The sequence below is a fragment of the Sulfitobacter sp. genome (genome assembly GCF_036960155.1).
In the GTDB taxonomy this organism is placed as follows: Bacteria; Pseudomonadota; Alphaproteobacteria; order Rhodobacterales; family Rhodobacteraceae; genus Sulfitobacter.
The window spans coordinates 207446-220909 of the sequence record NZ_JBALWB010000004.1 but is presented as its reverse complement, the minus strand read 5'-3'; the positions used below and the strand labels follow the sequence as shown (position 1 = coordinate 220909).

General features: G+C 52.3%; 16 protein-coding genes. 15 read left to right on the top strand and 1 reads right to left on the bottom strand.

All coding sequences use genetic code 11. The annotated features are described in order from the left end of the window. Window positions 1–156: 156 nt before the first annotated feature. The 10 genes from V7775_RS12500 to V7775_RS12455 all read left to right on the top strand — a co-directional run bounded on the left by V7775_RS12500 (window position 157) and on the right by V7775_RS12455 (window position 8916). Complete coding sequence (locus V7775_RS12500) at window positions 157–999, top strand: DUF2059 domain-containing protein (protein WP_335752232.1); 843 nt, start codon at window positions 157–159, stop codon at window positions 997–999. After that, on the top strand, window positions 1000–1809 hold the full coding sequence (locus V7775_RS12495) for a DUF2059 domain-containing protein (RefSeq protein WP_335752231.1): 810 nt from the start codon (window positions 1000–1002) through the stop codon (window positions 1807–1809). It abuts the gene before it with no gap. 279 nt (window positions 1810–2088) lie between these two features. After that, on the top strand, window positions 2089–2718 hold the full coding sequence (locus tag V7775_RS12490) for an imm11 family protein (protein WP_335752230.1): 630 nt from the start codon (window positions 2089–2091) through the stop codon (window positions 2716–2718). Window positions 2719–3162: 444 nt separating this feature from the next. Then, window positions 3163–3873: a 50S ribosomal protein L21 gene (locus tag V7775_RS12485; protein ID WP_335752229.1), complete on the top strand. Its 711-nt coding sequence runs from the start codon at window positions 3163–3165 to the stop codon at window positions 3871–3873. Between the two features lie 11 nt (window positions 3874–3884). Beyond that, window positions 3885–4154, top strand: a complete 270-nt coding sequence (gene rpmA / locus V7775_RS12480) for a 50S ribosomal protein L27 (protein ID WP_335752228.1) — start codon at window positions 3885–3887, stop codon at window positions 4152–4154. 200 nt (window positions 4155–4354) lie between these two features. After that, the gene (locus V7775_RS12475) at window positions 4355–4957 is read left to right on the top strand and encodes a LysE family translocator (protein ID WP_335752227.1); all 603 of its coding nucleotides are present in this window, start codon (window positions 4355–4357) and stop codon (window positions 4955–4957) included. Window positions 4958–4960: 3 nt separating this feature from the next. Continuing rightward, window positions 4961–5494, top strand: a complete 534-nt coding sequence (locus V7775_RS12470; protein ID WP_335752226.1) for a GNAT family N-acetyltransferase — start codon at window positions 4961–4963, stop codon at window positions 5492–5494. A gap of 16 nt (window positions 5495–5510) precedes the next feature. Further along, window positions 5511–6545 (top strand): GTPase ObgE, encoded by a 1035-nt coding sequence (gene obgE / locus V7775_RS12465; protein ID WP_335752225.1) that lies wholly within the window; start codon window positions 5511–5513, stop codon window positions 6543–6545. Further along, window positions 6533–7639, top strand: a complete 1107-nt coding sequence (gene proB / locus V7775_RS12460) for a glutamate 5-kinase (RefSeq protein ID WP_335752224.1) — start codon at window positions 6533–6535, stop codon at window positions 7637–7639. Before obgE ends, proB begins: the two co-directional genes overlap by 13 nt. An 11-nt stretch (window positions 7640–7650) precedes the next feature. Then, window positions 7651–8916, top strand: coding sequence for a glutamate-5-semialdehyde dehydrogenase (locus tag V7775_RS12455; protein ID WP_335752223.1), 1266 nt, complete (start codon window positions 7651–7653; stop codon window positions 8914–8916). On the opposite strand, the gene V7775_RS12450 is transcribed toward V7775_RS12455, so the two are convergent. After that, window positions 8913–9410 carry a histidine phosphotransferase family protein gene (locus V7775_RS12450; protein WP_335752222.1) on the bottom strand — a complete coding sequence of 166 codons (498 nt, stop codon included), beginning with the start codon at window positions 9408–9410 and terminating at the stop codon, window positions 8913–8915. The two genes, V7775_RS12455 and V7775_RS12450, sit on opposite strands and share 4 nt — an antisense overlap. A gap of 128 nt (window positions 9411–9538) precedes the next feature. On the opposite strand from V7775_RS12450, the gene V7775_RS12445 reads away from it, so the two are divergent. The 5 genes from V7775_RS12445 to tsf all read left to right on the top strand — a co-directional run bounded on the left by V7775_RS12445 (window position 9539) and on the right by tsf (window position 13439). Beyond that, the gene (locus V7775_RS12445; protein ID WP_335752221.1) at window positions 9539–9721 is read left to right on the top strand and encodes a DUF3553 domain-containing protein; all 183 of its coding nucleotides are present in this window, start codon (window positions 9539–9541) and stop codon (window positions 9719–9721) included. Window positions 9722–9877: 156 nt separating this feature from the next. Beyond that, window positions 9878–10642 carry a GNAT family N-acetyltransferase gene (locus tag V7775_RS12440; RefSeq protein WP_335752220.1) on the top strand — a complete coding sequence of 255 codons (765 nt, stop codon included), beginning with the start codon at window positions 9878–9880 and terminating at the stop codon, window positions 10640–10642. Further along, window positions 10639–11472, top strand: a complete 834-nt coding sequence (locus tag V7775_RS12435; protein ID WP_335752219.1) for a lysophospholipid acyltransferase family protein — start codon at window positions 10639–10641, stop codon at window positions 11470–11472. Before V7775_RS12440 ends, V7775_RS12435 begins: the two co-directional genes overlap by 4 nt. Before the next feature lie 226 nt (window positions 11473–11698). Beyond that, window positions 11699–12484, top strand: a complete 786-nt coding sequence (gene rpsB, locus V7775_RS12430) for a 30S ribosomal protein S2 (protein ID WP_335752218.1) — start codon at window positions 11699–11701, stop codon at window positions 12482–12484. A 79-nt stretch (window positions 12485–12563) separates the two neighbouring features. Beyond that, window positions 12564–13439 carry a translation elongation factor Ts gene (tsf, locus tag V7775_RS12425; protein ID WP_335752217.1) on the top strand — a complete coding sequence of 292 codons (876 nt, stop codon included), beginning with the start codon at window positions 12564–12566 and terminating at the stop codon, window positions 13437–13439. Window positions 13440–13464: the final 25 nt, after the last annotated feature.

Here is a 13464-nt window from a genome sequence, read left to right as displayed (position 1 = left end):
TCGGCACCTGTCCGCACCAAATCTTGGAACGGCCGGTTAATCGGGATTATATCAGGCAACAAGCCGTGGTTACACATCTTTGCCGCTTTACGGATTTTTCATTGCAGCGCTTTATATAACGGGTATTTTGATGTTGAACGTTGCAAAGGAAAGCGCATGCATTTGATCAGGCAAACATTGATGGTCCCCGTTTTTGCGGTGATGCTGGGGCTTTCTGCGCTCATGGCGTCGGCTCAAACACCCGCACATGAGGACTTGGAGCATTTTCTGGAAGTTACCGGTTTTGATGTCGCACTAGAGAGTATTCGTTTATCTGCGGATGCTGCCCCCCAAATGCTGGGCCTGCAGGCTGATGATTTTGGATCTGAGTGGAAGCGGCTTGTGTCTGAGGTTTTCGACACCAAGCTGATGCATGACATGGCAATTGATATTCTCGGAAAAACGCTGACGCAGGATTTGTTGACGCATGCCTCAGATTTTTACGCCTCCGACTTGGGTATGCGGCTGGTTGTCGTCGAAAACAGCTCGCATATGGTAGAAGAAGACGGGCTGAAGGAAGAAAGTGGCGGGCAGATCATTGCGGGCCTTAAGGGCATCGGATCCCCACGTGTTGGTATCCTTGAACGGTTAAATAATGCCAGCGGCAGTGAAGAAACTTCGTTGCGCTCAATCCAAGAAGTGCAAATCAGGTTCCTGTTGGCGGCGGCGGGTGCCGGTGTGATTGAATTGCAAATGGAAGAACCCGATTTGCGCGAAGCATTAAAATCGCAAGAACCCGAATTGCGTCAAAACTTGCGCCAAGGCGCATTAGAGGGTGCGGCCTATACCTATCAGGCGTTCTCTGATGCCGAGATGGTCACCTATGCCGAGGCACTAGAAAACCCCAAAATGGTAGATGTTTATGGCCTGATGAATGCCGTGCAATATGAAATTATGGCAAACCGTTTTGAGGCGGTCGCCGACCGTCTGCGTGTCATGCAGCCAAGTCAGGATTTGTAAGTGCGCCATCTGTTAGCAGCATGTTTGATCCTTGTTACAGCGTTGCCTGTGTGGGCAGGTGCGCGGCACACCGTGTTGATGGATGTTCTCAAGGTCAGAGAGCTCAGCAGCATTCTGCATGAAGAAGGCATCAAATTCGGAGCAACATTGAACCGTGATTGGCTGGACGGGCAGGGTGGCCCTGCGTGGTCTCAGCAGGTCACGCGCATCTATGACCCTGAACGGATCAGCGAAGGCATTCGTGCGGGACTTGAGCCCGCATTAGAGGGCGAGTTGCTGGAAGACGCCATAGCTTTTTTTGCTTCTGATCTTGGTCTGCGGATTATCTCACTTGAGAACGCGGCCCGTCGCGCAATGAGTGATCCTGCCATCGAAGAGCAGGCGCGTGCGCAATATGCAGCACGTCAGGGAACCAATGACACGCGGCTTGTTCAAATCAACCGGATGATCACCGAGGGTGATTTGGTCAACCGCAACGTTACCTCTGCGCTTAATTCCAACTACCAATTCCTGCGCGCGTTGGTTGATGGCGATGTCTATACGATGAGCGATGAAGAGATCCTTGAGGATGTCCTATCCGAACGTGACGATATTGCAGCGGATACCTCCAGCTGGCTCGGCGCATTCCTTACGCTTGCCTATAGTCCGCTGAGCAATGAGGAACTAACCCTTTATGCTGATTTTGCAACAACACCTGCGGGCAAGGCCCTTAATGCGGGGCTGTTTGCAGGTTTTGATCCGCTCTACGAAGATATTTCATATGCATTGGGGCGCGCGATGGCATTAAATTTGGCTGCGGAAGAACTCTAAACACCTATCGAAAAGTGACTTTGGATTTCACACCCAAAACGGATTCAACTTCCTTAGAACAGTGTGCTGAAGCCGTAGCCAAGCTTGCGAAGGCTGTGAGTGGTGTTTCTGACTGATGAAAAGGGCTCGCCGTTTGGTATCTTCAACCTCTTTCTGCTGCGAAAACTTCACTTTCCCAAAGGGCTGTGGGGAGTTGTGTCATCCAATTCTCACACTGTTGGTCGATAAAGATGAGTTGGAGAAGATGGGCGCGACAAGCACCCAGAAAGGGAACTGCTAGTGCCTTGGATACTTCACCACGACCTGAAGGATTTCGACAGCAAGACAATTTGGCATGACAAAGAAGCCGATGGAAGCGAGCCAAATGACATCATGCGTACTCTTATGAGCCTACCGGGCAAATGGCCTGATCCGAAATATTTGCCACTTCATCTTCATGAGATTCATGAAAACGGTAAAATTTATGGATTTATGCAGAAGAGTTCTGGCAGCACCTTGGTCAGCAGTAGTTTCCGCGACTTTATCGAGGAATGGGATCCGGGGCATTCATTTTACATTCCGGTAATTTTATACTGGCGCAACGGTGAGGTCATTAAGGATCAGTATTTTTGGCACAAGTTTAAGGATTTCATCCCTGATGCCTTCGTGATGGAGGACTCTGACGTTAAACCTATCATGAGGAAAGGTGTTATCAAACCTATAATGAGGAAAGGTGTTATCCGATCTTACAATATTCCTAGAAATCCAAAATTGACTTGGAAGTCTTCCAGTATCGCCGGGCGCCATTTTTGGGCGGCCGAATACCTAGAAGAAAAAACCTATGTCTCAGATGAATTTATGGATGCAATCGAAGCGCGTGGCGATGCGTTGTTTGAGAAAATCCAGACTTTTGTTAAGTACATTAATTAGGGTATAGTAAATTGGCGGACCAAATTACGAGCTCAGAGCTTTCTAAACCCAAAACCCCTGCAGATATAACTGCTCAGTTAAAGGAAAAGTTGGATGCTCTTGACGTTGAATTCTCAGGTGGTTGTGTACGAACACTTCATCACTCGCTAAAGTATAAGAGTATAGGCTTTCAAACAGAGATGCGTTGGCTCATTCAGGGTAGGGGATGAAGCCCATACAAATCTGATGATTATCCGCAGTATACCCGCTAAAACGCACCTAAACCCGCTTGACTTACAGGGGTAATCACCCGATAAGCCGCCATCCCGACAGGTCATCCTGTTTTCGGGACTATTTTTAATGACGCCCCAAGGGCGCGCTGTTCCAGGTGGATCACGGCAACGACCGGATCCTAAACACCCGTAAATGGGGGCCAAAGAACGCGGCAAAAGTGAAGGAAGACCTATGTTTGCGGTCCTGAAAACAGGCGGTAAGCAATATAAAGTTCAAGCGGGCGACATGCTCCGCGTGGAACGTATTGCGGCATCTGCCGGTGAGACTGTTCAATTTAACGAAGTGCTGATGCTTGGCGGCGACGACCCACAGGTTGGCGCCCCGATGATCGAAGACGCTGGCGTTCAAGCCGAAGTTGTCGACCAGATCAAAGGCGAAAAAGTAATCCACTTCGTCAAACGTCGCCGGAAGCACTCTTCCAAGCGTACCAAAGGTCACCGTCAAAAACTGACCTTGGTTAAGATCACTGAGATCTTGGCCTCTGGCGCTGGTAAATCTGGCGTTGCAGCAGCAATCGGAACTGGTTCCGTTTCCGCAGCAGCCGTTGCAGCCATCACAGGCGCATCCGTAGATGCAGCACCTGCGAAGAAAGCAAAAAAAGCTAAAGTAGCAAAAGCCGACGCGCCAAAAGCAGAGAAAGCTGAAAAGCCTGCCAAAGCGAAAAAAGCTGCTGCAACAACTGACGGCGACGATCTGTCCACCATCTCTGGTGTTGGCCCGGTTATCGTTGGCAAGCTGAACGCTGAAGGCATCACAACATTCGCACAGATCGCGGCATGGACAGATGCAGACGTGGAAGCTATTGAAGAGAAACTGTCGTTCAAAGGTCGTGTGGGTCGTGAAGACTGGATCGCACAGGCCATCGAGCTGGCAAAAGGTTAAGGAGAGACCAAATGGCACATAAAAAAGCAGGTGGTTCATCCCGGAACGGTCGCGACTCAGCTGGTCGTCGTCTTGGCGTGAAAAAATACGGTGGCGAACTTGTCATCCCAGGTAACATTGTTGTGCGTCAGCGCGGCACAAAATTCTGGCCTGGTGACAACATGGGCATGGGCAAAGATCACACGCTCTTCGCAACTGTTGAAGGTAACGTTCAGTTCCACAAGGGCCTGAAAAACCGCACATTCATCTCAATCGTACCGGTGGCGGAAGCTGCTGAATAAGCCGTATCCGTAAGATGATAGAAAATCAGGGATCGGCGGAAACGCCGGTCCCTTTTTTAGTTTTATGCCCCAGCACCGGAAAGGAGCGAGCGCATGCAAATACATCAGCTACGCCATTCTTTGACGGATTGGGGCACGGTCGCACGCGCGACTGTCCTTTGTGACCAGCTAAGCGTCACTTGTGCGAACAGGTGGTTAGCATGAGCATCGCGATCATCCCCTTCGCAATATTTGCGGCCTCGCAAATTAGCACACCTGGTCCTGCCAATATGGCCCTATTGGCCACGGGCGCACGGTACGGTTTTCGTGCGGCACTGCCGTTTGTGGCTGGTGTTGCGCTTGGCAAGCAATTGATCATTTGGCCCATCGGATTTGGTTTGATGGAACTGGCCGAGGCTGCGCCTGCAGTCTTTACAGCGCTCAAATACATCTCTGCCGCCTATATCGTTTGGCTTGCATGGAAGGTGGCAAATCTTCGGCTGGGGCAGGGCTCACCTGCCGCCAACGCGCCCGGTTTTATGGCGGGCCTCATTGTGCATCCGCTTAACCCAAAAGCTTGGGCGATGATCGTCGGCAGCTTTACAGCATTTGTAGGGCCAGACATTCCCACCCTCACTGCAACAGCAACCGTTGCTGCCGTTCTTTTTGCATGTCAGGTGGTGGTGCATCCGCTTTGGGCATTGGGTGGTGAAGCGATGGCACGCACAGTTGCGGGAACACGCAGTGAACCCTATTTGATGTGGACACTTGCAGCGCTAACCGTTGCATCGGTCTTGTTTGTATTATTCGCCGGAGGATCCTGAACAATGGTAACCTTGACGCAACAAGAGACACTTCATACGACGCGCTTTTCGCTGCGCCCTGTGCGTATGTCCGACCTTACGCGAATTGAGCATTATGCAAGTGACATCCGTCTGGCCAACAGTACGCCACGGATTCCGCATCCGTTGCCGCCCGGTTTGATTGCGGGTTACATTGAGCGCGCGACACTGCCTGAGCGTGAAGAAGACGTCTGGGTGATGGACAGCGGCGATCATGACGGTGGCGAGGTGATGGGTGTCATCAGTTTGATGCGGTTGGACCGAAACCAATCTGAAGTTTCGTATTGGGTGGCTCCGCCGTTTTGGAACACGCATGTTGCCTCAGATGCTGTGCAGGCACTGGTTGCGGGAAATCCGCTGGACAACGATGCGATGTTCGCTTCGGTCTTTCATGACAATCCAGCCTCTGCCAAAGTACTGATTAACACTGGCTTTGCCTATTTAGGTGATGCCGAAACATTCTGCCTTGCGCGCGGTGCAACCGTGCCAACCTGGACCTACAGCCTCAAGCTGCGGTAAACCCTTAGGATATAAAATGAAGTTCCTCGATCTTGCCAAAGTTTACATTCGCTCCGGTGGTGGTGGTGGTGGCTGTGTGTCGTTCCGCCGTGAAAAGTACATCGAATATGGCGGTCCTGATGGCGGTGATGGCGGTGGCGGTGGCTCTGTTTGGGCCGAAGCGGTGGATGGGCTAAATACCCTTATTGATTTCCGTTATCAGCCGCACTTTTTTGCAAAAAACGGTCAGCCTGGCATGGGCAAGCAACGCACAGGTAAAGATGGCGATGCGATTTTGCTGCGTGTTCCTGTTGGCACAGAAATCCTTGATGAAGATGAAGAAACAGTCATCGCTGATATGACCGAGCTGGGCCAACGGGTTGAGCTGGCGCGTGGCGGCAACGGTGGCTGGGGCAACCTGCACTTTAAATCCGCAACCAATCAGGCGCCGCGCCGTTCTAACCCCGGTCAGGAAGGCGTTGAACGTACGCTTTGGCTGCGTCTGAAGCTGATTGCGGACGTGGGTCTGCTTGGGCTGCCCAACGCGGGTAAGTCTACGTTTCTGGCGGCTACGTCGAACGCACGTCCTAAAATTGCGGATTATCCGTTTACAACTTTGCACCCTAACTTGGGCGTTGTTGGCGTGGATAATACCGAATTTGTTGTTGCAGACATACCGGGTTTGATTGAAGGCGCGCATGACGGGCGCGGTTTGGGTCACCGCTTTTTGGGCCATGTCGAACGCTGTGCGGTACTGTTGCATCTGGTGGATGGTACCTCTGAAACCATGGTCGAGGATTACCAAACCATCATCTCAGAGCTTGAGGCATATGGCGGTGAGTTGGCCAACCGGCCACGTATTACTGTCTTGAACAAGATTGATGCGCTAGATGAAGATGAGCAGGCAAGTGCATTGAAAGAATTGAAGAAAGCCTGTGGTGGTGTGGTTATGCCGATGTCTGGCGTAGCGCAAACCAACACGGTTGAAGTGCTGCGTGCGCTGCGCAGTGAAATCGATGATGACCGTATTCGCCTTAAACCTGCCGAGGAGGAAGCGCCTTGGCAGCCCTAACTGACGCCAAACGCATCGTTATCAAGATCGGTTCAGCCCTTTTGGTGGACCGCACAACTGGCGATTTGCGGGCTGATTGGCTGGTATCTTTGGCGCAGGACGTTGCGTGGCTCAAACAGAACGGCACCGATGTTGTATTGGTGTCATCTGGGTCGATCGCCTTGGGGCGGGGTGTTTTGGGTCTTGGCCTAGGAACATTACCGTTGGAGCAATCCCAAGCGGCGGCTGCAGTTGGGCAAATCCGGCTTGCCCGCGCCTATGAAGAGGTATTGGCGCCCCATAACATCACAACTGCGCAGGTGCTGGTCACGCTTGAGGACAGCTCGGACAGGCGGCGTTACCTTAATAGTCGCGCCACGCTTGGTACGTTGTTGGGGTTTGGAGCTGTGCCCATTGTGAACGAAAACGATACCGTTGCCACGGATGAAATTCGCTTTGGGGACAACGACCGCCTTGCCGCGCAGATCGCCGTAACCGTAGGCGCGGATCAATTGATTCTGTTGTCAGATGTTGATGGTTTCTACAGCGCAAACCCGTCAACTGATGCCAACGCCACGCGCTATGATGTCATAGACCGTATTACCCCGCAGATTGAAGCGATGGCGGGCGATGCCGGATCGGGCCTTAGCAAAGGTGGGATGAAGACCAAGCTGATGGCTGCCAAAACAGCCGTATCGGCAGGCTGCGCCATGGCGATTTCTGAGGGTTTTGTAATGCGCCCACTGACGGCTTTGTCCAATGGAGCAAATGCCACCTGGTTCACCGCGCAAACCGACCCTCAAACAGCGCGCAAAAGTTGGATCGCGGCAATGAAGCCGATGGGTGAGTTGACGCTGGATACTGGTGCTGTTGCCGCTGTGCGCAGGGGGAACAGCCTGTTACCTGCTGGTATTACAGGGGTTTCCGGTTCGTTTGGGCGCGGAGATGCAGTCGCGTTACTGGGGCCGGACGGTGAGGGTATCGGTTTTGGGCTTTCGCGTTACGCGGCTAGTGAAGCTGCACAAATCAAGGGCCACCACAGCGCAGAGATTGAAGCGCTATTGGGATATCCGGGGCGAGCGGCCCTCATTCACCGCGACGATATGGCTTTGTAAGGACAAAAGATATGACCGAGACATCAGATATTTCCGCCCTCATGACGGACATTGGTACACGCGCAAAAGCCGCAGCGGCCAGCCTTGCCATTGCAACTGCCGAGCGCAAACATGCTGCCCTTATTTCTGCCGCTGATGCCGTTTGGAAAAACCGCGAAGCGATCTATGCCGCGAATGATGAAGACATGAAATTTGGTACCGAGAAGGGGTTGAGCCCTGCAATGCTGGACCGTCTCAAGCTGGATGAAGATCGCCTGCAAGGTATCATCGACGGTTTGCGCGCGATTGCCGCGCAAGCCGATCCTGTCGGTGAGGTTTTGGCGGAATGGGACCAACCAAGCGGTCTAAACATTCGTCGTGTTCGCACCCCTTTGGGGGTGATTGGCGTCATCTATGAATCGCGCCCCAACGTGACCGCAGATGCCGGGGCGTTATGCCTGAAGGCAGGTAATGCAGTGATTTTGCGTGGCGGTTCAGAGAGCTTTCACAGCAGCCATGCCTTGCACGCTTGTTTGCAAGAGGGTCTGCGGGACGCAAACCTACCCGAAGATGCGATCCAGCTGGTGCCCACCCGTGACCGCGCCGCTGTTCAGGAAATGTTAACCATGACCGATACGATCGATGTGATTGTTCCGCGGGGTGGTAAAGGACTGGTAGGATTGGTGCAGCGCGAAGCACGTGTGCCTGTTTTTGCCCACCTTGAGGGCATCGTTCACATCTACATCGACAAAGACGCAGATGCGGAAAAGGCGCTAAAGATTGTGCTGAACGCAAAGACGCGGCGCACGGGAATTTGTGGCGCAGCAGAATGTTTGTTGATCCACAAAGACGTCTCAAAAACGATTGGGATGGCTGTTATCCGCGCATTGATTGATGCAAGTGTCGAGGTCCGCGGTGACGTTGGCCTGCAGTCAATTCAAGGCGTGATACCCGCTAAGGAAGACGACTGGGGCCGTGAGTATCTGGACATGATTATCGCAGCCCGCGAAGTTGACGATCTGGAGCAGGCGATGGCGCATATTCGGCAATATGGTTCTAACCACACGGATTGCATCATTACCGAAGATGCACAGGCGGCTGTGACGTTTATGAACACGTTGGACAGCGCAATTATCATTCACAATGCTTCAACGCAGTTTGCGGATGGCGGAGAGTTTGGCATGGGCGCTGAGATCGGTATCGCCACGGGAAAAATGCATGCCCGTGGACCTGTAGGCGCGGCGCAGTTGACCAGTTTCAAATACCTAGTGACAGGTGATGGAACTGTGCGCAGTTAAATTCGAATGGTGATGCAGCTGTCTATTATCTCTGTTTTGATGGATCGAGATTCATCTTCTGCGATCTGAGGCAATAGGCCAAACTGAACCTGTGCTGCGTGAAGCTCTGTTTCGCGCGGCTCACCCTTGAGCATGTCCCATAAGGTTACATCAATTTTCAGCTTATCCGCATGGCCAGTGAGGACAATTTGTTCACCTTCCTGCGTAACATCGATACGACCACCGTAGGGCATACCCGTCTCCAAACATTGCAGTGCTAGGAATGCCATCCGGACATCACAGCGTGGCACCCCAGCAAGAGGGCCCCAGTTAACTGTCAGGCGGGTATCAGAATACACATCCTTGAGGATTGATATAACTTCAGGACGGCCAACCAACTGAGCACCTGCAGCCCCAAATGCGATGCGAAAAAAGCGGATGCGTGCGCTAGCATTGCTTACGCTGTCTGAAATCAGGGCCATTTCAGGGCTGCTAGATGGTGTGCTCATTTCCATCAGCTCAAGTCCATTGTTGATTGCCCCGATCGGGGATATCAGATCATGGCAGATACGGCTGCCAATTAGCTCAGCGATGTTTATGGAGTGGTGCAATTTATGGCCTCTCAGTAGAAAAGGAAGATGTGATGGAGGATCTCAATGCTATCTTGACCCCAGGCATGTTGGTGCGGCATCCGGATATGCCTGATTGGGGGCTGGGGCAGGTACAAAGCAACATAGCTGGAAAACTCACTGTGAACTTCCGGGAAGCAGGTAAAGTTGTTATCGATAGCAGTCGGATATCCTTGCTCCCTGTGTTTGATGGTTAACAGTTACAATAATATCTTAACAAGTTGTGTCGTTCTGACCAGTAATGACCGATTACAACCTTTGATTGAGTCTGGTATTCACCAACCTGTTGCAAATATACATCGACCCGCGTATCTGCCCGCAGAAAGCAAACACAGCAATAGATGGGGAGCGTCATGACACGTCATGGCAGAACAGAGTTCGCAGTAAAACTTGTTGAAACCGAAACCGAATTGAGGGCCGCTCAGCGGTTGCGTTACGATGTTTTTGTAACGGAGCTGGGCGGTGGCGGTGATCTGGTTGACCATGAGCAACGGCTCGAGCGGGACCGTTTTGACCCATATTTCGATCATATGATTTTGACAACAACGGATGATAACGCCGTCATTGGCGTATATCGCTTGTTGCGCGGGGCCAAGGCAGAGGTTGCAGGTGGATTTTATTCTGAAGGTGAGTATGACCTGTCATGCCTTAAGGCGTCGGGACGTCGATTGTTGGAGCTAGGACGTTCGTGCCTGCATCCTGATTACCGTGGTGGTGTTGCGATGCATTGTCTTTGGAACGGTCTGGCCGACTACGTGGTGGCCCATAAAATTGACATTCTGTTCGGTGTAGCCAGCTTTCACGGTACAGATACGGACGCTCTTGCTGCGCCTTTGTCGTTGCTTCACGATCGCCACCTTGCGCCAACGGAACTGCGGGTACGTGCGCTTGATGAAGGCTACCAGCGTATGGACATGATCGACGTTAAAACCCTTGATCGTCGTGCTGCGATGGTTCAAGTGCCGAGCCTGATCAAAGCCTATCTTCGATTAGGGGGATGTGTGGGCGAGGGAGCCTATGTGGACCACAGATTTAATACAACGGATGTTTGTTTGATTATGGATACTGCATTGCTAAACGCCAGACAGGCAAAGATTTATTCAGGACAAGCCAAATGAGCGAAACATGGGACAAAGGCAGCCATCCGGACATGCCAAAGGTCACTGCTGTGGGCTGGATGCGGATTGTGTTGCGGGCGGCGGTGCTGATCGTTTTGGTATTCGGTGGATTGATTGTCTTACTGTTGGTCCGCCTGTTTGAACGGCCCTTGCATGGCCTACACCGTCCGGTGACTCCCTTCATCACACAGTTTGTCTGCCGAAATGCTTTCCGTGTCCTTGGCATGCGCATATTGGTAACTGGTACGCCGATGGCGGGACGCGGTGCTGTTGTGGCAAATCATTCCAGTTGGTTAGATATCTTTTCATTGAACGCGGCCAAGCGGATCTATTTTGTCTCGAAATCCGAAGTTGCATCATGGCCGGGAATTGGCTGGCTGGCGCGGGCAACAGGGACTGTTTTCATCGAACGAAACCCAGCGCGCGCGCGCTCCCAAACTGAGTTGTTCCAGCAGCGGATGTTGGCAGGGCATAAGCTGTTGTTTTTCCCTGAGGGAACCAGCACAGACGGCTTGCAGGTCTTGCCGTTCAAAACCACGCTTTTTCAGTCGTTCTTTGCGGATGAGTTGCGGGATGAAATTCAGATACAACCTGTTGCAGTGATTTATCACGCTCCGGCTGGGATGGATTCGCGGTTTTATGGGTGGTGGGGCTCAATGGAGTTTGCAACGCATCTGTTAGCGACCCTAGCACCCGCCCGCCAAGGATCAGTTGAAGTTGTTTACGGGACGCCCCTAAAGGTGTCGGAATTTGAGAACCGAAAAACAATCGCCGCAGCCTGTGAGCAAGCGGTTCGCAAAGCACACACTGCGGCTTTGCCATCTAACTAAGTGCCTGTGCACGCGGTTTGACGAAATGATCAAGCCAGTAGGGCGCATAAGGCTCCAAACAGGTGCTTTTACACTTGCAGAATAGTTCATCCTGAGTTAATCGCAGCCTACTTAATCCCGCAGTCGGGGATGGGACCAATGGGGAGAAATCCCAGAGGTTCCGCCGGTTGGTTCGCATTCTGCGTATCATTCCCCCGATGAGGCTAAACCGGAAAGGTATAACGACATGGCTCTTCCTGAGTTCACCATGCGCCAACTGCTTGAAGCAGGCGTACACTTTGGCCACCAGACGCAGCGCTGGAACCCACGTATGGGTCCGTACATCTATGGCGCGCGTAACGGCATCCACATCATGGATTTGACGCAGACCGTCCCAATGTTGGACGAAGCATTGAAAATCATCCGTGATACAGTCGCCAAAGGCGGCAGTGTTCTTTTTGTTGGTACCAAGCGTCAGGCAGCACAGCCTATCGCGGATGCCGCAGAAAAATGCGCACAGTATTACATGAACCACCGCTGGCTCGGCGGCACACTGACCAACTGGCAGACCGTGTCCAAATCCATCCAGCGCCTAAAGCACATCGACGAGCAATCCGAGCTGGGCTTTGGTGGTTTGACCAAAAAAGAACGTCTGGGCATGGAACGTGACCAAGGCAAACTTCAGGCTTCCCTTGGCGGTATCCGCGAAATGGGCGGTCGTCCTGACCTGATCTTTGTTATCGACGTCCGCAAAGAGCAGCTGGCAATTGCCGAAGCCAACAAGCTGGGTATTCCAGTTGTGGCTGTGGTTGACACCAACTGTTCCCCAGATGGCATCGATTACATCATTCCAGGCAACGATGACGCGGCACGCGCAATCGCTCTTTATACCGATTTGGCGGCACGTGCTGCTCTTGACGGTATGTCTGCACAGCTGGGCGCCGCTGGCGTTGATCTGGGCGCGATGGAAGAAGCACCTGTTGAAGAAGCTATCGCTGAAGAAGTTGTAGCAGAGACACCTGCAGCAAGCTAAGCGCTTTGTTGCACTGTTGATACATGGGGCGGGTATAGCCGCCCCATACTTTTCAAAATAGATTGGGAGAACCAGAGCGATGGCAATTACAGCATCCATGGTCAAAGAACTCCGCGACTCGACCGGCGCGGGCATGATGGACGCCAAAAAAGCGTTGACAGAAACAGCTGGTGACATGGAAGCGGCCGTTGATTGGCTGCGTACCAAAGGTCTGGCAAAAGCTGCAAAGAAATCCGGCCGTACAGCGGCAGAGGGTCTTGTGGCGGTTAAAGTTGAAGGCGGCCGCGGCGTTGCGGTTGAAGTTAACTCCGAGACAGATTTTGTTGGCAAAAACGCCGACTTCCAGAACATGGTTGCAGGCATTGCTGACGCAGCAGTGACAGCAGCAGACCTTGACGCGCTGAAAGCAGCTGACATGAACGGCAAGTCCGTTGAGCAGACTGTGACAGATGCGGTAGCCGTTATCGGTGAAAACATGTCTGTGCGCCGTATGGCTGCCATCGAAGGTGACGTTGTTGTGTCTTATGTGCACAACGCTGCTGCACCTGGCATGGGTAACATCGGTGTTCTGGTTGCAATGACCGGTGGCGACGAAGCGTTTGGTAAACAGGTTGCGATGCACATTGCAGCGGTAAACCCAGTGTCCTTGTCCGAAGCTGATCTTGATGCGGCTGTTGTTGAAAAAGAAAAACAGGTTCAGATCGATATCGCACGTGAATCCGGCAAGCCGGAAGCTGTGATCGAAAAGATGATCGTTGGCCGTATGAAGAAGTACATGTCCGAAGTCACGCTTGTGAACCAACAGTTCGTAATCAACCCTGATTTGACAGTGGCTGATGCCGCGAAAGAAGCAGGCGCAACAATTACCGGCTTCGTTCGTTTGGAAGTTGGCGAAGGCATTGAAGTCATCAAAGAAGACTTTGCAGCAGAAGTTGCAAAAGTCGGCGGCGCATAAGCTACTTTGACGACTAAGGTTTTGA